The sequence below is a fragment of the Streptomyces sp. NPDC102451 genome (assembly GCF_044765485.1).
GTDB lineage: Bacteria > Actinomycetota > Actinomycetes > Streptomycetales > Streptomycetaceae > Streptomyces.
This window is the reverse complement of the sequence record NZ_JBIWKD010000024.1, coordinates 1-21240: the sequence shown is the minus strand read 5'-3', so window position 1 is coordinate 21240 and position 21240 is coordinate 1. Positions and strand designations below refer to the sequence as shown.

The 21240-nt window shown below is 71.7% G+C and carries 17 protein-coding genes; 12 read left to right on the top strand and 5 right to left on the bottom strand.

Annotated features, from left to right (window positions below; all coding sequences use genetic code 11):
* Nucleotides 1–14 precede the first annotated feature (14 nt).
* The 12 genes from ACIRD8_RS34045 (at nt 15) to ACIRD8_RS33990 (ending at nt 13705) form a co-directional block, all read left to right on the top strand.
* Nucleotides 15–815, top strand: coding sequence for an ABC transporter substrate-binding protein (locus ACIRD8_RS34045; protein WP_404000421.1), 801 nt, complete (start codon nt 15–17; stop codon nt 813–815).
* A gap of 13 nt (nt 816–828) precedes the next feature.
* Nucleotides 829–1614 (top strand): amino acid ABC transporter permease, encoded by a 786-nt coding sequence (locus ACIRD8_RS34040; protein WP_404000418.1) that lies wholly within the window; start codon nt 829–831, stop codon nt 1612–1614.
* A 5-nt stretch (nt 1615–1619) separates the two neighbouring features.
* Nucleotides 1620–2465: an amino acid ABC transporter ATP-binding protein gene (locus ACIRD8_RS34035; protein ID WP_404000415.1), complete on the top strand. Its 846-nt coding sequence runs from the start codon at nt 1620–1622 to the stop codon at nt 2463–2465.
* A gap of 389 nt (nt 2466–2854) precedes the next feature.
* Nucleotides 2855–4387: an aldehyde dehydrogenase family protein gene (locus ACIRD8_RS34030; RefSeq protein ID WP_404000412.1), complete on the top strand. Its 1533-nt coding sequence runs from the start codon at nt 2855–2857 to the stop codon at nt 4385–4387.
* A 79-nt stretch (nt 4388–4466) separates the two neighbouring features.
* A complete protein-coding gene (locus ACIRD8_RS34025; protein ID WP_404000409.1) occupies nt 4467–6038 on the top strand; it encodes a GMC family oxidoreductase in 1572 nt (523 codons plus the stop codon).
* A complete protein-coding gene (locus ACIRD8_RS34020) occupies nt 6035–7153 on the top strand; it encodes a glycine betaine/L-proline ABC transporter ATP-binding protein (RefSeq protein ID WP_404000407.1) in 1119 nt (372 codons plus the stop codon). The genes ACIRD8_RS34025 and ACIRD8_RS34020 overlap by 4 nt, the downstream gene beginning before the upstream one ends.
* Entirely contained in the window at nt 7153–9135 is a 1983-nt protein-coding gene (locus ACIRD8_RS34015) for an ABC transporter permease (RefSeq protein WP_404000404.1), read from the top strand. Before ACIRD8_RS34020 ends, ACIRD8_RS34015 begins: the two co-directional genes overlap by 1 nt.
* A gap of 1 nt (nt 9136) precedes the next feature.
* A complete protein-coding gene (locus ACIRD8_RS34010; RefSeq protein WP_404000401.1) occupies nt 9137–10120 on the top strand; it encodes an ABC transporter substrate-binding protein in 984 nt (327 codons plus the stop codon).
* A 133-nt stretch (nt 10121–10253) separates the two neighbouring features.
* A complete protein-coding gene (locus ACIRD8_RS34005; protein WP_404000398.1) occupies nt 10254–10817 on the top strand; it encodes a PadR family transcriptional regulator in 564 nt (187 codons plus the stop codon).
* Nucleotides 10814–11554 (top strand): ABC transporter ATP-binding protein, encoded by a 741-nt coding sequence (locus ACIRD8_RS34000; protein ID WP_404000395.1) that lies wholly within the window; start codon nt 10814–10816, stop codon nt 11552–11554. Before ACIRD8_RS34005 ends, ACIRD8_RS34000 begins: the two co-directional genes overlap by 4 nt.
* Nucleotides 11544–12875, top strand: coding sequence for an FtsX-like permease family protein (locus ACIRD8_RS33995; protein WP_404000393.1), 1332 nt, complete (start codon nt 11544–11546; stop codon nt 12873–12875). Before ACIRD8_RS34000 ends, ACIRD8_RS33995 begins: the two co-directional genes overlap by 11 nt.
* Before the next feature lie 86 nt (nt 12876–12961).
* The gene (locus tag ACIRD8_RS33990) at nt 12962–13705 is read left to right on the top strand and encodes a hypothetical protein (RefSeq protein WP_404000391.1); all 744 of its coding nucleotides are present in this window, start codon (nt 12962–12964) and stop codon (nt 13703–13705) included.
* 50 nt (nt 13706–13755) lie between these two features.
* Here the strand turns inward: ACIRD8_RS33990 and ACIRD8_RS33985 are convergent, their stop codons facing one another.
* From ACIRD8_RS33985 to xylB, 5 genes are all read right to left on the bottom strand, one after another.
* Complete coding sequence (locus tag ACIRD8_RS33985) at nt 13756–15651, bottom strand: ABC transporter ATP-binding protein (RefSeq protein WP_404000388.1); 1896 nt, start codon at nt 15649–15651, stop codon at nt 13756–13758.
* Between the two features lie 99 nt (nt 15652–15750).
* Complete coding sequence (locus tag ACIRD8_RS33980; RefSeq protein WP_404000385.1) at nt 15751–17118, bottom strand: cytochrome P450; 1368 nt, start codon at nt 17116–17118, stop codon at nt 15751–15753.
* A gap of 154 nt (nt 17119–17272) precedes the next feature.
* A complete protein-coding gene (locus tag ACIRD8_RS33975) occupies nt 17273–18097 on the bottom strand; it encodes a hypothetical protein (RefSeq protein ID WP_404000382.1) in 825 nt (274 codons plus the stop codon).
* The gene (locus ACIRD8_RS33970; protein WP_404000379.1) at nt 18097–19377 is read right to left on the bottom strand and encodes a VWA domain-containing protein; all 1281 of its coding nucleotides are present in this window, start codon (nt 19375–19377) and stop codon (nt 18097–18099) included. Before ACIRD8_RS33970 ends, ACIRD8_RS33975 begins: the two co-directional genes overlap by 1 nt.
* A gap of 70 nt (nt 19378–19447) precedes the next feature.
* Nucleotides 19448–20935 (bottom strand): xylulokinase, encoded by a 1488-nt coding sequence (gene xylB, locus ACIRD8_RS33965; RefSeq protein ID WP_404000376.1) that lies wholly within the window; start codon nt 20933–20935, stop codon nt 19448–19450.
* Nucleotides 20936–21240 lie beyond the last annotated feature (305 nt).

Here is a 21240-nt window from a genome sequence, read left to right as displayed (position 1 = left end):
ACTCTGGAGACGTCGTGTCCGCTCGTTCCGCACTGCCTGTCATATTCACCGCCACCCTCACCGCCGTCGCCGTGCTCACGGGCTGCACCAGCACCAAGCCCTCCGCGTCCGGCGGGACGGAACTGGAGCTCGTGAAGTCCGGCAAGCTCACCACCTGTACACACCTGCCCTATGAACCCTTCCAGATCCGCAAGGGCAACGCCGTCGTCGGCTTCGACGTGGACCTCGTGGATCTGGTCGCCAAGAAGCTCAAGGTCACCCAGGAGATCGTGGACACGCCGTTCGAAGGCATCCAGACCGGCGAGGACCTCAACTCCGGCAAGTGCGATCTGGCCGCGGCGGGCATGACGATCACGCCGGTGCGCGCGAAGAACCTGGACTTCTCCGTCGGCTACTTCGACGCCACACAGGCCCTGATCGCCAAGAAGGGTTCCTCCTTCACCTCACTGGCAAGCCTCGAGGGAAAGAAGCTCGGGGTCCAGCAGGGCACCACGGGGGAGACGTACGCGCAGAAGAATGCCAAGGGGGTGACGACCGTGCAGTTCGAGGACCTGGCGCTGCTGCTCACAGCCGTGAAGACCGGACAGGTCGACGCCGCGGTGGGCGACAACGGCGTGCTCTTCGAATACGTGCGGAAGAACCCGGACACCCAGGTCACCGCCGAGTTCGACACGGGGGAGAAGTACGGCATCGGGGTGCGCACCGGAAACGACGCCCTGCGCGAGGAGATCGACGCGGTGCTCGCCGACGCCAAATCCGACGGCAGTTATGACCGGATCTACAAGAAGTGGTTCCCCGCCGCCCCCAAGAAGTGAGGAACCGCTACCGATGTCCATATCCCGCAGGCGGCGGACCCGCGCCATCCGGAGCGTTCAATACGCCGTCCTCGCCGCCGTACTGCTCGTGGTCGCCCTGGCCGCCGACTGGGGTGAGATCCGACGGGCCTTCTTCGACGTCGGTGTCGCCAAGGCGCAGTTCCCCGACATCATCACCACCGCCCTGCTCAACACCGTGGTCTACACCCTGCTCGGCTTCGGTTTCGGGCTGGTCGCGGGGCTCCTGCTCGCACTGATGAGGCTGTCGCACGTTCCGCCGTACCGCTGGCTGGCCGTCGCGTACATCGAGTTCTTCCGCGGAGTCCCCGCACTGCTGGTCTTCATCGCCCTGGGATTCGGCGTACCGCTCGCCTTCCAGGTGGCGCTCAACCAGTACGTGACCGTGATGCTGGCGCTCGGCCTCGTCGGCGCCGCCTATATGGCGGAGACGATACGGGCGGGAATCCAGGCGGTCCCCAAGGGGCAGATGGAGGCGGCACGTTCGCTGGGAATGTCGCAGACCCGGGCCATGGTGTCCATCATCATCCCGCAGGCCCTTCGCATCGTTCTGCCTCCGCTCACCAATGAACTGATCCTGCTGACGAAGGACTCGTCGCTGGTGTACCTGCTGGGCCTGTCGCTCTCCCAGTACGAGCTGGCCAAATTCGGCCGGGACGCCCTGAACCAGAATCGCAGCCTGACGCCGATCCTCATCGCCGGCCTGTGCTACCTGATCATCACTCTGCCGCTCGGTCACCTGGTCCGGCGGCTCGAAGCGCGTACGGCGAAGGCGAGGTGACCGCGGTGAAGGCGGTTTCGACGGCGGACGGCGCGGCGGCGGCGAGCGGACCGGCGATCGAGGTGCGGGGCCTGCGCAAGTCGTTCGGCACGCTGGAGGTGCTCGCGGGCATCGACTTCTCGGTTGCGCGGGGCGAGGTGGTGTGTGTCATCGGCCCGTCCGGATCAGGCAAGTCAACGCTGCTGCGCTGCGTGAACCTGTTGGAGGAACCCACATCGGGGACGGTCACGGTGGCCGGCGCCGAAGTCACCGACCCGGATGTGGACATCGACAAGGTGCGCCGGCGGATCGGCATGGTCTTCCAGTCGTTCAACCTGTTCCCGCACCTCACCGCATTGGAGAACCTGACGCTCCCCCAGCGGCGTGTACTCCGGCGCGACAAGGCGGAGGCCGCTCGGATCGCTCGCGAACGGCTGGCCCGGGTGGGCCTGACCGACAAGGAATCCGCCTACCCGGCGCAGTTGTCCGGCGGGCAGCAGCAGCGGGTGGCCATCGCGCGGGCCCTGGCCATGGATCCGGAACTGATGCTCTTCGACGAGCCCACATCCGCGCTCGACCCGGAACTGGTGGGGGACGTCCTGGCCGTGATGCGCTCACTCGCCGACGAGGGGATGACGATGCTCGTCGTCACCCATGAGATGAGTTTCGCCAAGGAGGTCGCGGACCGCGTCGTCTTCATGGACGGCGGGAGCATCGTGGAGGAGGGAAGAACCCCGGAGCGGGTGATCGGCGCGCCCGGTCATGCCCGTACGCGGTCCTTCCTCGCACGCCTGCTGACCCCGGCCACCGCGGACCTGGCGGAGGCGGTCCCGGCCGAGGGCGGGGCGGAGAAGCGGTCCGACCCGGTGTAGCCGTGCCGGCCCGGGCTCACCGGACGGGCCGGGGCCCGGGCGCACCGCCCGGGCCCCGGCCCGTCAGGAGTTTCTCCACCCCGCGCCCGGTGCCGGTGGCGACGGTGCCGCATACATGCCGTGTGCTGGCGTGCGCGAAGCGTAGCCACCGGGTGTCCGTTCCGGACGCGGGCCGGCCGGAACGGACACCCTCCGTCACTCCGCCCCCGGCAGACCTCGGGCCGCGGGACGCCGTAAGTGAGTCGCATCACCCAGAGTGAATATCTCGGCATACATCTGGCCGGAACGGAAAGGGTCCCAGGCTGCTGGTGCCGTATCCCGGTCCACCGGCGCACAAGTGCTCGGCCGGACCGGTGCGGAGCAATCAGGCACGGAAGGCAGATCGCTACATGTCGGTTCCCACCTCGTCGGACCGCCCCACGGCCGCCCTGGAGACCCTCCACATCGACGGCACCTGGCGGGCAGCCGGATCAGGCGCGACACGGGAGATCCTCGACCCCGCGGACGCCACCGTCCTGGCCCTCGTCTCCGAGGGCGGCATCGAGGACACCGACGCGGCCGTGGCCGCCGCCCGCCGGGCCTTCGACGACGGCCCCTGGCCCCACCGGCCCGTCGCCGAGCGCGCCGAGCTGCTGCGCCGGGTCGCCGGTCTCCTCCAGCGGGACCGCGAGGAGATCGCGATCACCGAGAGCCGCGACACCGGCAAGACCCTGGAGGAGGGCCGCGTCGACGTCGACGACGTCACCAACGCCTTCCGCTACTTCGCCGACCTCGTCATGAACGAGAGCGGCGGCCGGGTCGTCGACGCCGGCGACCCCGACGTCCACAGCGTCGTCGTCCACGAGCCGGTCGGTGTCTGCGCCCTGATCGCCCCGTGGAACTACCCGCTGCTCCAGGCCAGCTGGAAGATCGCCCCGGCCCTCGCCGCGGGCAACACCTTCGTGCTCAAGCCCAGCGAGGTCACCCCGCTCTCCACCGTCCACCTGATCCGGCTGCTCGCCGAGGCCGGTCTGCCCGACGGCGCCGCCAACCTCGTCACCGGCGCGGGCGACCCCGTCGGCGCACGGCTCTCCGAGCACCCGGACGTCGACCTGGTCTCCTTCACCGGCGGACTCGCCAGTGGCACCAAGGTCGCCCAGGCCGCGGCGCCCACCGTGAAGAAGGTCGCCCTGGAGCTCGGCGGCAAGAACCCCAACGTCGTGTTCGCCGACGCGTGCGCCACCGACGAGGGCTTCGACACCACCGTCGATCAGGCACTCAACGCCGCGTTCTTCCACAGCGGCCAGGTCTGCTCCGCGGGGGCCCGCCTCATCATCGAGGAGTCCGTCCGCGACCGCTTCGTCACCGAGCTCGCCCGCCGCGCCGACGCGATCCGCCTCGGCCGGGGCACCGTCGACGGCGTCGAGTGCGGCCCGCTCGTCTCCGCGCAGCAACTCGCCAAGGTCGAGGCGTACGTGGCGTCCGCCCGCGAGGAGGGCGCGGTCGTCCGCTCCGGCGGAGCACGCCCCGAGCCCTCGGACATCCGCCCCGCGAGCGGCTACTTCTACCGCCCCACCGTCCTGGACGGCTGCCACCGGGAGATGAAGGTGGTCCGCGAGGAGACCTTCGGCCCGATCCTCACCGTCGAGACCTTCCGTACGGAGGAAGAGGCCGTCACGCTGGCCAACGACACGGACTACGGCCTCGCGGGCGCCGTGTGGACCACGGACGCGGGCCGCGCCCGGCGCGTCGCCGGCCGGCTGCGGCACGGCACCGTCTGGATCAACGACTACCACCCCTACCTCCCGCAGGCCGAGTGGGGCGGCTTCGGCAAGTCCGGCACGGGCCGGGAGCTCGGCCCCACCGGACTCGCCGAGTACCGCGAGTCCAAGCACATCTACCAGAACCTCAACCCGCGCCCCCAGCGCTGGTTCGCCGGCTGAACAGAGCGAATCCCCCTCCCCGCCCGGCTGTTCGCAGCACCACGTACACGCAAGCACCTTGCAGAAGGAGCAGTGACCGATGCCCCCCTCCTCCAGCACCGCACGCCCCGAACCCGTCGACTACGTGATCGTCGGAGGCGGTACCGCCGGGTCGGTCATCGCCTCCCGCCTCACCGAGGACCCCGACGTCACCGTCACCGTCATCGAGGGCGGCCCCACCGACATCGACCGCGAGGACGTCCTCACCCTCCGCCGCTGGCTCGGTCTCCTCGGCGGTGACCTCGACTACGACTACCCCACCACCGAACAGCCGCGCGGCAACTCCCACATCCGGCACAGCCGCGCCCGCGTCCTCGGCGGCTGCTCCTCGCACAACACGCTGATCAGCTTCAAGCCGCTGCCCGGGGACTGGGACGAGTGGGCCGAGGCCGGAGCCGACGGCTGGGACGCCGCCGCCATGGACCCCTACTTCGGCCGGCTGCGCAACAACATCGTGCCCGTCGACGAGAAGGACCGGAACGCCATCGCCCGCGACTTCGTCGACGCCGCCCAGGCCGCGGCCGACGTCCCGCGCGTGGACAGCTTCAACAAGAAGCCCTTCCACGAGGGCGCAGGCTTCTTCGACCTGGCCTACCACCCGGAGAACAACAAGCGCTCCTCCGCCTCCGTGGCCTACCTCCACCCGCACATCGAGGCCGGTGACCGCCCCAACCTCTCGATCCTGCTGGAGACATGGGCGTACCGCCTGGAGTTCGACGGCAACCGGGCGACCGGGGTGCACATACGCACCCAGGACGGCGAGGAGACGCTCCTGCGCGCCACCCGCGAAGTGATCGTCTGCGCGGGCGCGGTGGACACCCCCCGGCTTCTCATGCACTCCGGGATCGGTCCCGCGAAGGACCTGGAGGCACTCGGCATCCCCGTCGTCCACGACGCACCGGGGGTCGGCGAGAACCTGCTGGACCACCCCGAGTCGGTCATCGTCTGGGAGACCGACGGGCCCATCCCCGAGAACTCCGCGATGGACTCCGACGCGGGTCTCTTCGTACGGCGGGACCCCGGATCCCGGGGCCCCGACCTGATGTTCCACTTCTACCAGATCCCCTTCACCGACAACCCGGAGCGCCTCGGCTACGAGAAGCCCGAGCACGGTGTGTCGATGACCCCGAACATCCCCAAGCCGCGCAGCCGCGGCCGGCTCTACCTCACCAGCGCCGACCCCGAGGTCAAGCCGGCCCTGGACTTCCGCTACTTCACCGACGAGGACGACTACGACGGCCGCACCCTGGTCGACGGCATCAAGCTCGCCCGCGAGATAGCGAAGACCGAGCCGCTGGCCCACTGGCTCAAGCGCGAGGTGTGCCCGGGGCCCGAGGTCACGTCCGACGAGGACATCAGCGAGTACGCCCGCAAGGTCGCCCACACCGTCTACCACCCGGCCGGAACCTGCCGGATCGGCGCCGAGGGCGACCCGGCGGCCGTCGTCGACCCCCAGCTGCGGATCCAGGGACTGGAAGGGATCCGCATCGCCGACGCGTCGGTCTTCCCGACCATGCCCGCCGTGAACCCCATGATCGGCGTGCTGATGGTGGGCGAGAAGTGCGCAGAGCTGCTCCGAGCGACCCCGACCACCGGAGGCGATGTCCGATGACCGAAGCCAGTACCCCCGTGACCCGTACCCCTGTCACGAGTGATCCCACGGCGGGCGCCCCCGCGGCCGGTGCCCCGGTGTTCAGCGTCAAGAACCTCTGGAAGGTCTTCGGCCCCAAGGCCGACCGCATCCCCGGCAGCGAGCACGCCGGCCTGCCCCCGGCCGAGCTGCGCGAGCGCACCGGCTGTACGGCGGCCGTCCGCGATGTCTCCTTCGACGTCGAGAAGGGCGAAGTCTTCGTCGTCATGGGCCTGTCGGGCTCCGGCAAGTCGACCCTCGTACGCTGTCTGACCCGGCTGATCGAGCCCACCAGCGGCACCCTCGCCATCGACGGCGAGGACGTCCTGGCCATGGACACCACCCGGCTGCGCGAACTGCGCCGCCACCGCGCCGCGATGGTCTTCCAGCACTTCGGGCTGCTGCCGCACCGCACGGTCCTCGACAACGTCGCCTACGGCCTGGAGATCCAGGGCCTGGGCAAGGCCGAACGGCGCGCCAAGGCCGCCGAACTGGTCGAGAAGGTCGGCCTCGCGGGTCTGGAGGACCGCCGCCCCGCCCAGCTCTCCGGCGGTCAGCAGCAGCGCGTCGGGCTCGCCCGTGCCCTCGCCGTCGACCCGTCCGTCCTCCTCTTCGACGAACCGTTCAGCGCGCTCGACCCGCTGATCCGGCGCGAGATGCAGGACGAGGTCGTCCGGCTGCACCGCGAGGAGGGCCGCACGATGGTCTTCATCACCCACGACCTCAGCGAGGCGCTCCGCCTGGGCACCCGCATCGCGCTGATGCGCGACGGCGGCATCGTCCAGCTCGGCACCCCCGAGGAGATCGTCGGCTCGCCCGCCGACGACTACGTACGCGAGTTCGTCCGGGACGTCCCCCGCGAGCAGGTCCTCACCGTCGCCACCGCCATGCGTCCGCCGACCTCCGGCGAGGGCGACGACGGCCCGGCCGTCCGGCCCGGTGCCACCGTCTCCGAGGCCATCGAGGCGGTCGCCCGCTCCGGCGACCCGGTCGCCCGGGTGATGGAGGGCGGCAGGCTGCTCGGCGTCGTCGACCACGCGTGCCTGCTCGACGTCGTCGCGGGAGCGGATGCGGGAGCCCGTGAGGTGACCGTCTGATGGCCACCGCCCAAGCCACCACACGCACCGCCTCCGGTCCCCCGGGGAGCGGTCCCCTCGCCGCCCTGCGCGGCCGGCCCGCCCTCGGCAAGATCCTCCTCCTGCTGGTGATCGCCGCCGTCGCCGTACCCTTCGCGCACGCACGCTGGGGCGGCGGACTCTGGCCCGGCGCCCTGACCGTCGACCTGAGCGGCCCGCTCGGCGAGGTCAACGACTGGATCATCGGCAACCGCGACAGCCACCCGCTGTTCCTCTACTTCTTCGGCCACATCAGCAACGCCGTCGTCCTGTCGGTGCGCGGCATCTACCTCGCGTTGCTCGCCCTCGGCTGGGCCGGGGTCACCGCCGTCGCCGCACTCGTCGCCTGGCGTACGGCCGGCTGGCGCCTCGCGCTCACCGCCGGGGTCTCCTTCCTCGTCTGCGGGCTGCTCGGCATGTGGGTGCCGACCATGCAGACCCTCGCCCTGATGACCGTCGCGGTCCTCACCTCCGTGGTGCTCGGCCTGCTCCTCGGGCTCGCCGCGGGTCTCTCGGACCGTACGTTCCGGGTCCTGCGCCCCGTCCTGGACACCATGCAGGTGCTGCCCGCCTTCGCCTATCTGCTGCCCGTCGTGCTGGTCTTCGGTATCGGCGTGCCCGGCGCGGTCCTCGCGACCGTCGTCTACGCGGCCCCGCCGATGGCCCGGCTCACCGCACTCGGACTGCGCGGCGCCGACGCGGGCGTCATGGAGGCCGTAGCCTCGCTCGGCGCGACCGGCCGGCAGCGCCTGCTGAGCGCACGGCTGCCGCTGGCCCGCAAGGAACTGCTCCTCGGCCTCAACCAGACCATCATGATGGCGCTGTCCATGGCCGTCATCGCCTCCGTCATCGGCGCCGGCGGTCTCGGTGACCGCGTCTACCAGGCGCTCTCCTCCGTGGACGTCGGGGCCGCGCTCGCCGCGGGCATCCCCATCGTGCTGCTGGCCGTCGTCCTGGACCGTACGACCGAGGCGGCCGGCCGGAGGATCGGCACGGAGCCCACCGGTCCCGAGGCCCTGCGCGGCGCACGCGGCTGGGGGCTCGCCGCCCTGATCGCCGCGGCCGTCGCCGTCGTCGGCCGCTTCACCGGCGGCCGCGTCTGGCCCGAGGACGGCGTCGTCGCCATCGCGGAGCCGGTCAACACGGCCAAGGACTGGATGGTCGACCACCTCTACACCGGCATCCCCGTCATCGGCGGAACCGCCGACTGGGCCGCCCACTTCACCAACTGGATCCTCAACCCGCTCCGCAGCGGGCTGCAGGGTCTGCCCTGGTGGTCCGTGCTGCTGATCGTCGCCGCCCTCGCCTGGGCCATCGGCACCTGGCGCACCGCGCTCACCGCCGTGCTGGCCATGGCCGCCATCGGGGTCCTCGGCGTCTGGGACCTGTCGATGGACACCCTCAGCCAGGTCATCGCGGCCGTCGCCGTCACCCTGGTCCTGGGCTTCGGCATCGCCGTCGGCGCCGCGCGCAGCCAACGCCTCGAACGGCTGCTGCGACCGGTCCTGGACGTCTTCCAGACCATGCCGCAGTTCGTCTACCTCATCCCGGTCGTCGCCCTCTTCGGCGTCGGCCGCGCCCCCGCCGCCGCGGCAGCCGTCGTCTACGCCCTGCCCGCCGTCGTACGCATCACCACCCAGGGGCTGCGGGGCGTCGACCCCGCTGCGATGGAGTGCGCCCGCTCGCTCGGCGCCACCAGCGGCCAGCAGCTGCGCCAGGTCCAGATCCCGCTGGCCAGGCCCGCCCTGCTGCTCGCCGTGAACCAGGGGGTCGTCCTGGTCCTCGCGGTCGTCATCATCGGCGGTCTCGTCGGCTCCGGCGCACTCGGTTACGAGGTCGTGTTCGGCCTCGCCCAGGGCGACCTGGCCACCGGTCTCGTCGCGGGCGCCGCCATCGTCTGCCTGGGACTGATGCTGGACCGTGTCACCCAGCCCACCGCCCGCCGCCAGCGGAAGGAGAGCTGACATGGCTCGCACCCATACCCGCGCCCGCCTCCGTACGTCCGCGATCGTCGCCTCGGCCGGCGCGCTGCTGGCCGTCACCGGCTGCGGCGCGGCGGACATGACCAAGCAGGCCTCGCCGTTCGCGGCCCCCGCGGACATCAAGACCGTGACCCTCTCCGTCCAGTCCTGGGTCGGCGCGCAGGCCAACGTGGCCGTCGCGCAGAAGATCCTGGAGGACGAGCTGGGCTACCGCGTCGACCTCGTACAGACCGACGAGGTGCCCGCCTGGGACGCCCTCAGCCAGGGCCGGGTCGACGCCATCCTGGAGGACTGGGGCCACCCCGACCAGGAGAAGCTGTACGTCAAGGACAAGAAGACGATCGTCCCCGGCGGCGACCTCGGCGTCACGGGCCACATCGGCTGGTACGTCCCCAAGTACTGGGCGGACGAGCACCCCGACGTCACGGACTGGAAGAACCTCGACAAGTACGCCGACGAGCTGCGTACCGCGGAGAGCGGAGACAAGGGCCAGCTGATGGACGGTTCACCGTCCTACGTCACCAACGACAAGGCCCTGGTGAAGAATCTGGGCCTGGACTACAAGGTCGTCTTCGCCGGCTCCGAGGCCGCGCAGATCACGCAGATGCAGCAGTTCGCCAAGGAGAAGAAGCCCTTCCTCAGCTACTGGTACCAGCCGCAGTGGCTGTTCAACGAGGTGCCGATGGTCGAGGTGAAGCTCCCGGAGTACTCCGACGCCTGCGCGGCCAAGGACCCCGCCGACATCGACTGCGCGTACCCGACGACCCCGCTCCAGAAGTACCTCAACGCGGACTTCTCGAAGCGGGGCGGGGACGCCGCCGCCTTCCTGAAGAAGTTCAACTGGTCGGAAAAGGACCAGAACGAGGTCTCCGAGATGATCGCCTCCGAACGGCTGTCACCCGACGAGGCCGCCGCCCGCTGGATCGAGAAGCACCCGGACACCTGGAAGAAGTGGCTGGACCGGTGATCTGAGCCGGAGGGTATTCCTCCCGGCCTTCCGTCAGCCGTCGCGGCACCCGCCGCGGCGGCTGACGGCATTTCGGGGATCGCACGGTCCGCACTATTCACTCAGTACATGTACTGAGGATATAGTGCACCGCATGAGTACCCGTCATGTCCTTCTGGGCCTGCTCGCAGCGGGTCCCTGCCACGGCTACGACCTGAAGCGGCAGTACGACGCACGCTTCCCCGAGGCCCGCCCGCTCGCGTACGGGCAGGTCTACACGACTCTGCAGCGCCTGGTGCGTGACGGGCTCGCCGCGGTCGACGGCACCGACTCCGACGGCGGACCGGAGCGCACCCTCTACCGCTCGACCGACGAGGGATCACGCGAACTCGCCCGGTGGGCCGACGAGATCACCGCCCCCGCCCCCTTCGTGACGAACGAGATCTTCGCCAAGGTCGTGGTCTCGATCCTCGTCGCGGCTGCCGCCGCACGGAGCGGGCAGGACGGACCGGACGCCGTCGCGCACCTGAGGGAGCAGCGCGCCGCGCACATGGAGCGGATGCGCGAGCTCACCGCGATCAAGACCGAGCCGGGCGCCGATCTCAGCACGGTGCTCTCCGCCGACTACGCCCTTGTCCATCTCGACGCCGACGTGCGGTGGATGACCACCACCACGGCCCGCATCGACACCCTGACCGCGGAGGTCAACGCAGCATGAGCACACGGGACGTACAGCCCCCCTCGGGGACGGGTGCGCTGATCTCGGCGCGCGGCCTGAAGAAGTCGTACGGAAGGAACGAAGCACTGCGGGGCGCTTCCCTCGACCTCCACGAGGGCGAGATTCTCGCCGTCAGCGGAGCGAGCGGCAGCGGCAAGTCCACCCTCCTGCACTGTCTGGCCGGGATCGTCCGCCCCGACGAGGGGGCCGTGAGCTACGGGGGCGAACAGCTCGGCGGGCTGTCCGAGGCGCGGCTCGGTGAGCTGCGCCGCCGCGACTTCGGGGTGGTGTTCCAGTTCGGACAGCTGATTCCCGAGCTCAGCGCCCTCGACAACGTGGCGCTGCCGCTGCTGCTCGGCGGGACCCGGCGGAGCGAGGCGAACCAGCGGGCGGGAGAGTGGCTGGAGCGCTTCGGCGTCCGTGGGCAGGCAGAGCTGAGGCCCGGTGGGATGAGCGGCGGGCAGAGCCAACGGGTCGCGCTGGCAAGGGCCTTGGTCACCGAGCCCAGGGCGGTCTTCGCGGACGAGCCGACCGGGGCCCTCGACTCGCTCGCCGGGGAACAGGTGATGACCGCTCTGGTGCACACCGCCCGGGAGTCGGGCACGGCGGTGCTGCTGATCACCCACGACGCGCAGATCGCGGCGTACGCCGACCGCGAGGTGGGACTGCGGGACGGGGTCGTCCACTCCGGCTCCGCCGGTCCCGTCGGCCGGAAGGCGGCCCGCCGTGAAGGCTGACATCCGTATCGCCTGGATCCTGGCGTGCGGTTCGGAACGCCGCGAGTGGTGGAGATTCACACTCACCCTGCTGGGCGCCCTGCTCGCCACGGGCTTCGCCCTCGCGGCGGTGGTGGTCGCCGCCGTACCGGGGCAGGTGTCGATCCCGTACGCGCACGGCCTGCTGAACCAGCCCGGCGAGCGGGCGGGCGTGGTGTTCACGCTCGGGCTCCTGCTGATCCCCGTGCTGGGCTTCCTCGGCCAGTGCGCGCGCATCGGCGCTGTGCACCGTCACCGCCGGATGGCCGGGATGCGGCTCGCCGGGGCCTCACCCGCCCAGGTGCGGAGAATCGCCGCGGTGGAGTCCGTGTTCGCCTGCCTGGCCGGTTCGTCGGCCGGGTTCGCCGGATTCGCCGTGCTCCTCGCCGTGGCGGGACACACCCCGCCTCCGGTGGCCTGGGCGGGCTTCGTGGCGGTCGTGCTCGCCGTGCCGGTGGTCGCCGCGCTGGTGAGCGTGTTCGCGTTGCGCCACGTGGTCGCCTCGCCGCTCGACCATGTGCGCAGGACGAACCCGCGCCGCGGGCGCCGGGCGGCGCTCGCCTCCCTGCTCGCGGTCGGGCTGATCGCCGCGGCGGCACTGCTCCATCTGTCCCCGGCGGGCAGAAGCGTGAAGCCCTTCGTGCTGCTGGTCCTCGGTCTGGTGCTCCTCACCGGGGCGGGGGCGATCTGGGTGACCGGCGCGTTCGCGGCGTTCATGGGCCGCCGGCTCACCCTGCGCGCGAAGAACCCGGCGGTCCTCATCGCCGCGAGCCGCCTCGCGCACGACCCGTGGGCGGCCGCCCGCACCCACGCCGCACTCCTGCTGGTCACGGTGGTCGGCGTGGGCTTCGTGGGGGTCCGGGGGATACTGCTGGCGCTGCTGGAGAGGAACGACTACGAGCCGATGGACCTGGCCTTCTACACCACCGGCATCGACCTCGCCGGAGCCGCCGTGCTGGTCGCCCTGGCGATCAGCCTCTGCGGCCTGGCGGTTGGCACCGCCGAGTCGCTGGCCACCCGCCGCAGGGGCCTGGCGGCACAGTCCGCGGCCGGGGTGCCGCACGCGGTCCTGGCCCGGGCCACGCTCCTGGAGACGGCGCTCCCGCTGGCCCCGGCGCTTCTGCTCGCGGGCGCCGGAGGGGTGGTGGTGTACCTGGCGTACGCCGCTGTCGCGAGCGGGCCCGTTTCCCTGGTGCCGCTGCTCGTCCCCGTGGTGGTCTACGCGGCCTGTCTGCTGGCCGCGGCGACTTCGCTGCCGCTCCTGCGGCGCGTGGCGAACCCGGCGGAGCTGCGGTTCACGTAGAGGGCCGCCGGGGGGACCGGCCGGCCACCCCCGCACCTTCTGCGACCATCGTGGCTGACGCAGAGGGCACGACCGAGGGGGGCAGGATGATTTCCGAACCGGAGATCGTGGGGCAGTCCGGGGAGACCCGGGGCCCGGATGTGGTGGGCGGCTTCGACCGGGAGCCCGGCCGGCGGCGTAGCCCATGGCTGTGGGCGGCGGGTGGGGCGGTCATGGCGTCGGCCCTCTGGGCGGCCGCGTGGTACGCGTACGGGGTGGAGGACCGCGGACCGGACCTGCACGGCTACCGGCTGGACGACGGCCTCTGCGCTGCTCTCCCGCTGGAGTCGATCGGCTCGGCGATCGCGCCGAGGCAACCGGTGGACGAGCCCGCGTCGTGGCAGTCGAGAGACGGGTCCCTGGACCGGGCCGAGTGCACCGTCCCTCTGAAGTCCCTGGCGGCGGGGAAGCGGCCCACCGGCCGCTGGTCCCTCGAGTACACCGTCTCGGCCACCGTGGAACTGCACAAGAAGACGGACCCGGGCCCCGAATTCGAGGTACGGGCACGGGAAACCGGTGCGGACGCCGACACCGAGGAGAAGCTGGAGGCCGTCCCGGACCTCGGCGACCAGGCGTACCTGCGTACCTCCGACTACGGCAGCACCGAGCTGACGGTGCTGGAGGGCGGAGCCGTCCTCACGCTGGGCATCTCCTCCGACCTGAACTACGAGATCGACGGCGGGGACGGGGAAGTGGCCGAGGAGGACGAGCCGGACATCCCCGACACGGCCCCGTACCAGCCGGCTCTGATCAGTGACATGCGTGACCTGATGGCCCTGCTGAAGCAGTGAGCCCGCGCCCCGGCCTCCCTCGTGGTCCGGGGCGCACCACGTCCGTCTCCCTACGCGCGCGCGGGCCGGGCGGCCTCCGGGGTCCCCGGCCGCTCGAACTGGGTGCGGTGCAGCTCCTCGTACCGTCCTCCGACAGCCAGCAGCTCCTCGTGCGTGCCCCGTTCGACGACCCGGCCGTCCTCGACGACCAGGATCAGGTCCGCCGCCCGCACCGTCGACAGCCGGTGGGCGATCACCACGGCCGTACGGCCTTCCAGTGCCTCGGCCAGCGCCTCCTGGACGGCGGCCTCCGATGTGGAGTCCAGGTGGGCGGTCGCCTCGTCCAGGATCACCACCGGCTGACGGGCCAGCAGCAGCCGGGCGATGGTGAGCCGCTGGCGTTCGCCGCCGGAGAGCCGGTAGCCGCGCTCCCCGACCACCGTGTCCAGCCCCTCGGGCAGCGACGCCACCAGGCCGTCCAGGCGGGAGCGGCGCAGCGCGTCCCAGATCTCCTCCTCGGTCGCCTCCGGCCGGGCCAGCAGCAGATTGGCGCGCACCGACTCGTGGAAGAGGTGCCCGTCCTGGGTGACCATGCCGAGCGTCTCGCGGATCGAATCGGCCGTCAGATCGCGTACGTCGACGCCGTTCAGCCGCACGGCGCCCGCGTCGGCGTCGTACAGCCGGGGGAGGAGCTGCGCGATCGTCGACTTCCCGGCTCCGGAGGACCCCACGAGCGCGACCGTCCGGCCCGGCTGCGCGGTGAAGGAGACATCGTGCAGCACCCGCGCGCCGCCCCCGGAGTCGAGCGTGGCGACCTCCTCCAGGGAGGCCAGTGAGACCTTGTCGGCGGAGGGGTAGCCGAAGGAGACCCCGTCGAACTCCACGGACACCGGCCCGTCCGGCACCCGGCGGGCATCCGGCTTCTCGGCGATCAGTGGCTTCAGGTCGAGGATCTCGAAGACCCGCTCGAAGCTGACCAGGGCGCTCATCACCTCGACCCGGGCGCCGGCCAGTGCCGTCAGCGGTGCGTAGAGCCGGGTGAGGAGCAGGGCCAGGGCGACGACGGCCCCGGGCTCCAGGCTGCCGCGCAGCGCGAAGTGGCCGCCGAGCCCGTAGACCAGTGCGAGGGCCAGAGCGGACACCAGGGTGAGCGCCGTGATGAACGTGGACTGCAGCATGGCCGTACGGATGCCGATGTCACGCACCCGGGCGGCGCGGGCGGCGAATTCGGCGGACTCGTCGGCGGGGCGTCCGAAGAGTTTGATGAGCGTGGCGCCCGGCGCCGAGAAGCGCTCGGTCATCCGGGTGCCCATGGTGGCGTTGTGGCCGGCGGCCTCCCGCTGGAGGCCGGCCATCCGGGAGCCCATCCGTCGGGCGGGGACGACGAACACCGGCAGCAGCACCAGCGTGAGCAGCGTGATCTGCCAGGAGATCGTGAGCATCACCGCCAGGGTCAGCAGCAGGGTGACGAGATGGGAGACCACGCCGGAGAGCGTGTTGCTGAACGCCCGCTGGGCGCCGATCACATCGTTGTTGAGCCGGCTGACCAGCGCACCCGTCCTGGTGCGGGTGAAGAAGGCGACGGGCATCCGCTGCACGTGGTCGAAGACGGCGGTACGCAGATCGAGGATCAGCCCCTCACCCAGGGTGGCCGAAAGCCACCGGGTGAGGAGCCCGAGCCCCGCCTCGGCCACGGCGATCAGGGCGATCAGCAGGGCGAGCCCGGTGACCGTCCCGGCGTCGTCGCCCCGGACGATCGCGTCGACGACCCACCCCGCCAGCACCGGTGTGGCCACCGCCAGCAGGGCGGTCACCACACTGAGGAGCAGGAAGCGGAGGATCCGGCCCCGGTGCGGCCGGGCGAACGCCGCGATACGGCGCAGCGTGGCCCGGGAGAAGGGTCTGCGGTCCTCCTGCGCGTTCACCGTGCTGTGCAGTGAGTGCCAGGCGGTGACTTCCATGTCCATGCGGTGCCTCCGGGAAAGTCGGTCGGTACGCGTGGCACGCTAGAACCTCAACGAAACTTGAGGTCAAGCGTTCCTGGCCGGCTTCACCCGTCGGCGCGTTCAGCGCGCCCGTACGGTCGCCATGACCTCCCGGTCCGGCTGGAGAGTCAGCGTCGGGACGGGGTTGACCGTGCCCGGGTCCACGTCCAGCTCGAAACGGCGCGCCAGGACGGCGAGGATCAGCACCGCCTCGACCATCGCGAAGCGCGTACCGAGACAGACCCGGGGGCCGCCGCCGAACGGGAACCAGGCGTACTCCGGGATCTCGTCCCCGTCCTCCGCGTCCCAGCGCTCCGGGCGGAACGCCTCGGGCTCCGGGAACCACCGCTCGTCCCGGTGCGTGGCCCACTGGCTGCTCCACACCCGGGTGCCCTCCGGCATCGGCACGCCGCCGATCCGGGCCCCCTCCTTGGCGATCCCGGTGACCAGCCAGATCGTCGGGTACAGCCGGAGGGTCTCCTTCACCACCGCCTGGGCGTACGTCAGTTGTGCGTAGTCGTCGATCCCCGGCTCCCGGTCGCCGAGGACCCGGTCCAGCTCCTCGGTGAGCGCCGCCAGGGCGTGCGGGGTGCGGGAGAGCAGATACCAGGCCCACACCAGTGTGGACGCGGTCGTCTCGTGGCCGCCGATGTAGAGCGTGACGGTCTCGTCGCGTATCTCCTGGTCGGTGAGGTGGGCCCCGGTCTCGTCCACCGCGGTGAGCAGCCGGCTCAGCAGGTCGGGGCGCTCCCCGTCGCCGTCCCGGTGGCGCGCCACCACCCGCCCGACCTCCGCGTCGATCACCGCGGCGGCCTTCTTGATCCTGGCGCGGCCGGGAGTCGGCACCCAGTCGGGCAGAACGGCGCCGAGGCCGCTGAACTCCTTGCCGATCTCCTGCTGGGCGATGTCCATGGCACGGCCCATCGACTCCGCGTCGGCCGGGGTGTCCACGCCGAAGATGGTGCGTACGGCGATCTTCTGCGTCAGCGCGGCCATCTCCCGCTTGATGTCGACGCGTTCACCGCCCGACCAGCTGTCGGCCAGCTCCACCGTGCTCGCCGTCATCGTGGAGGCGTACGACTTCACCTGCTTGGGCCGTACCGAGGGCTGCACCAGCGACCGCTTGCGCCGCCAGTCGCTGCCGCGGGCGACGACGACGCCATTGCCCATGACCGTACGGAAGGCGATGCCCAGCAGCGGCTGGTCGAAGGTGCGTTCCGTCTCGGTGAGCAGCTCGCCGATGCACTCGGGGTCGGCGACGAAGACGCAGTCGTTGCGGCCGAAGCGCCAGCGGACCATGTCCCCGTATCCGCGCAGGCGCTCGAAGAAGGCCAGCGGATCCTTGCCGAACTGCGGCAGGCTCCCCAGCAGGGGGAGGCCCCTCGGCCCCTGGACGAGCCGGTGGCCGCGCGGTTCGGCGTCGAGGGCCGCACCGGTTTCCGTGGACATGGGGAACTCCCGTCATCTGCCGTGCGCAGTACGTGAGTTGCAGAGCCTAATGCCAGTCGGCCATGGGTTCGAAGCGGGGATCTCCGGCCGGGTCCGGACATGCCTGAGGGCCGCAGGCGGTGGCCTGCGGCCCTCGGGCCGGGGTGCTGAGCGGTCAGACGCCCGGCGGGACCCGCGAAGGACGGCCGCCGCCCCGTGTCAGGGAGTAACCGAACACGCCCGCCAGTGCGGCGAGTACGCCGCCCCCGGTGGTCCACAGCCAGCGGCTGGTCCACCAGCCCGAGGACCAGCCGTCCTCCGGCTCGCTGCCGGCCGGGGCACCGCCCTGCGCCGAGGCGACGGAGACTCCCGGCACCAGGGGCTCCGCGAGAGTGCCGTCGACGTCGTGGGCACCGCCCTGGCCGGCCGAGGTGATCTCGGTCTCGACGTGCACCGGAAGACCGAGGTCCTCCTCGGCCAGGCCGACCACGGTCAGGCGTACGTAGTAGCTGCCGGGCAGCGGGTCGGACGCCCACGGCTCGGACCAGGCACGGACCGTGCGCAGCACACAGGACAGCTCGAGGGTGCCGGCGTCCGGCGCCGCCTTCCTGGTCTGGTGGCCGTACATGCAGGCCTGCCTGCGGCGGAGGCCGTCGTACACGTCGATCTGCCAGGTCGAGGCGCCGTGCCGGGTGGCGCTCTCCGGCAGGCTCACCTTCGCGCGGACGGTGGGACGCTGCCCGGCGTCCGCGGGGAAGGCCCAGTACAGGTAGTCACCGGTGGACGCGTCCGCGGTGGCGGTCTGCCCCTGCTGCACCGCCGTGGCGGTATGGAAGGTGGTGCCCGCCTCCGTCGGCCCGGCGGCCTCACCGTCCGCCGGGCTCGCGCTCGCGGACGGGTCGTCGGCGACGGCGGCGCCCGCCGAGGTGAGCAGGGTGACGGCTGCCAGCAGCGCGCCCGCACCGGCGCGCCTCACGGTGTTCCTGCGGGTGGTACGCATCAGTTGGTCCTCCATACGGCAACGCGCCAGCGCGAGATCCAGCCGAACAGCAGACCTGCGATCAGTCCGGTCAGCACCATGACGCCGAGCAGCCACCAGCCACGGCCCAGGCCGAACGCGGCGACGTCGGCGGCCTCGTCGGGAGCGTCCACCAGGTCGATGGTCAGCTCGACGGGCATGCCGGGAGTGGTCTTCACGGACGAGGGCGCCGAGAAGGAGTTGCTGAGCTGGAGGCAGACGGACTCGGCGGCGGGCTTCACGTCGGAGTCGTCGGCGTCCTCCTGATCGGGCTTCGGGTAGCGCAGCCCGGTGGACACGGCGTCCGTACGCCCGGTGCCGGACTCCGCGCCCCGGACGATCTCACGGCCGTGCGTGGTCACGGCGCGCAGCAGCACCCCGTAGTCGTTGTTCACGGCGCGGTCCGCCGCGACACTCACCGAGGCGCGCAGTTCCTGGCCGGGCAGGACGTCCACCCGGTACCAGCGGTGCTTGCCGATCTCCTGACGGTCCGTGTAGAGGCCGGCCTTCAGCTCCGGGGCCGCGGAGCAGCTGCCCGCGCCCTCGGTCGCCACGGGGGTGACGACCGGCTCGGCGGCGCGGTCCACCAGCTGTTTGACCCGGCCGGAGAGCTCATCGGTGTGCTGCACCGCGGTGTAGGTGCCGCCGGTGGCCTCGGCGATGCAGGTCAGCTGCTGCCGGATCTTGGCGTTCGGCACCAGGCCCAGCGTGTCGATGACCAGGTGGATCCCCCGGGCGGCGATGTCGCGCGCGACCTCGCAGGGGTCGAGCGGGCCGCAGGTGTCCTCGCCGTCGGTGATCAGGACGATCCGCCGGGTGGAGTCACCGCCCTCCAGGTCGTCGGCGGCGCCCAGCAGGGCGGGGCCGATCGGGGTCCAGCCGGTCGGTGCCAGGGTGGCGACGGCGGTCTTCGCCTCGGTGCGGTCGAGCGGGCCGACCGGGTAGAGCTGCTTGGTGTCCTTGCAGCCGACCTTGCGGTCGTCGCCGGGGTAGTCGGCGCCGAGCGTACGGATGCCGAGCTCGACCTCTTCGGGCACGGCGTCCAGGACGTCGTTGAACGCCTGCTTGGCGGCGGATATGCGGGACTCGCCGTCGATGTCGCGGGTGCGCATGGAACCGCTGACGTCAAGGACCAGTTCGACCTTGGGCGAGGCGGCGGTGGAGGGTTCGTCGGCGGCAGCCGGAAGGGCGGTGCCGAGCCCGGCGGCCAGGGTGGCGAGCAGGACGCACACCCCGGCCGTCAGCCGTTTTCTTATGATCATCGCCGGATCCTATTGAAGATCCGCAGCCATCCCCAAAACGCGTGCGCCGGAAGCGATTTCGGGGCCCGTCTCATCCGCCGAGCAGGGGCCCCGCCGCCTTGTCCAGCACCGAACCGACGCGCTCCCAGGTCTCGGTGTCCCGCTCCACCGGCGGGAGTTCGACGTCGGCGTCGGCGGACTTCGCGTTCCAGCGGGTCGCGATGGCGACCGGGTCGCCGCCGCCCGCCGCGGAGGCGGCCAGCGCGGCCGCGCCGAGCGCGACCAGCTCGCCGCTGCCCGGCACGATCAGCGGCCGGCCGGAGAGCCGGCGCACGGTCTCCACCCAGGTGCGGCCCTGCGCGCCGCCGCCGATCAGCCGCAGCGGCCTGCCCGCGACCTCGGGGTCGGCCGGGTCGAGGCCGCACGCCAGCAGCAGCTCGTCCAGCGCCCGCAGCACGGTGAAGGCCGCACCCTCGTACGCCGCGCCCAGCAGCTGCTGCGGTGTGGTGTCGTGCCGGAGACCGGTGAGGAGCCCGGAGGAGGTGGGCAGGTCCGGGGTGCGCTCACCGTCCAGGTACGGGAGGAGGACGGCCTCGCCGCCCGGCGTCGCGTCGTCGCGATGCAGGCCGAGCAGGGTGGCCACCTTGTCGACGGCCAGGGTGCAGTTGAGGGTGCAGGCCAGCGGGAGATACGTACCGTCGGCCGCGGCGAAGCCGGAGAGCGCCGTGGACGCCGGACGGGTCCGGGAGGCGGCGAAGACCGTGCCCGAGGTGCCGAGGCTCAGGACGGGATGGTCCAGCAGCCCCGCACCGCCCAGGCCGAGGCCCACCGCGGCGCTCATGTTGTCCCCGGTGCCGGCCGCGACGGCGATCCCGGCCGGCAGGCCGAGCGCCTCCGCGGCGGACTCCGTCAGGGAACCGATCCGGGTGCCGCCCGTCGCGGCGACCTCCGGCAGCATGGAGGTGTCCAGGCCCAGCCGGTCCAGGAGCTCCGGGTCGTACGCGCCCGTCACGGTGGAGTACCAGCACGTGCCCGACGCGTCCCCCGGGTCCGTCGCCGCGACGCCCGCGAGCCGCTCCGTGAGGAAGTCGTGCGGCAGCCGCACGGCGGCCGTCGCCTCGGCGTTCGCCGGGTCGTTCTCGCGCAGCCACCGCCACTTCGTCGCGGTCATGGACGCGACGGGCACCGTGCCGGTGCGCGCGGTCCATGCCTCGGGCCCGCCCAGCTCGGCGACGAGCGCCGCGGCCTGGGGCGCGGAGCGCGTGTCGTTCCACAGGAGCGCGGGGCGCAGGGGACGGCCGGAACGGTCGAGGGTCACGAGTCCGTGCTGCTGTCCCGCGACGGCGATGCCGACGACGGAGGACGCCGAGAGCCCGGACTCCTTGAGCCCGGCCGCCACGGCGTCGCAGAGCGCCCGCCACCAGACCTCGGGGTCGGTCTCGCGCGCGCCGCCGTCACCCGTGACGACGTGCTGGGCGCGGCCGACGGCGAGCAGCTCACCGGTCTCGGTGTCGGTGACTGCGGCCTTCGTGGACTGGGTGGAGCTGTCCACGCCGATGACGACGGTACGCGGCGGCATGGGCTACCTCTTCTCATTTTGGGAGTGCGACAAACAAATTACGTGATCGGCGGCGTCCGGAACAGGGGCGTCGCTCGTTTCGCTGTCCGGGGGGTTACGTCCACGCGGTGCCGTGTGCATAATTAATCATGTCAGTGAACAAATAGGCCCGGGGTACTGACGACGACTCCGGACCCCAGGCAGGCGAAGGCGGACACCACCATGACGGATCGCTTCACCCCCACTCCCGCGGACAGGTTCACCTTCGGTCTCTGGACCGTGGGCTGGCGTGGCAACGACCCGTTCGGGGATGCGACGCGTCCCGC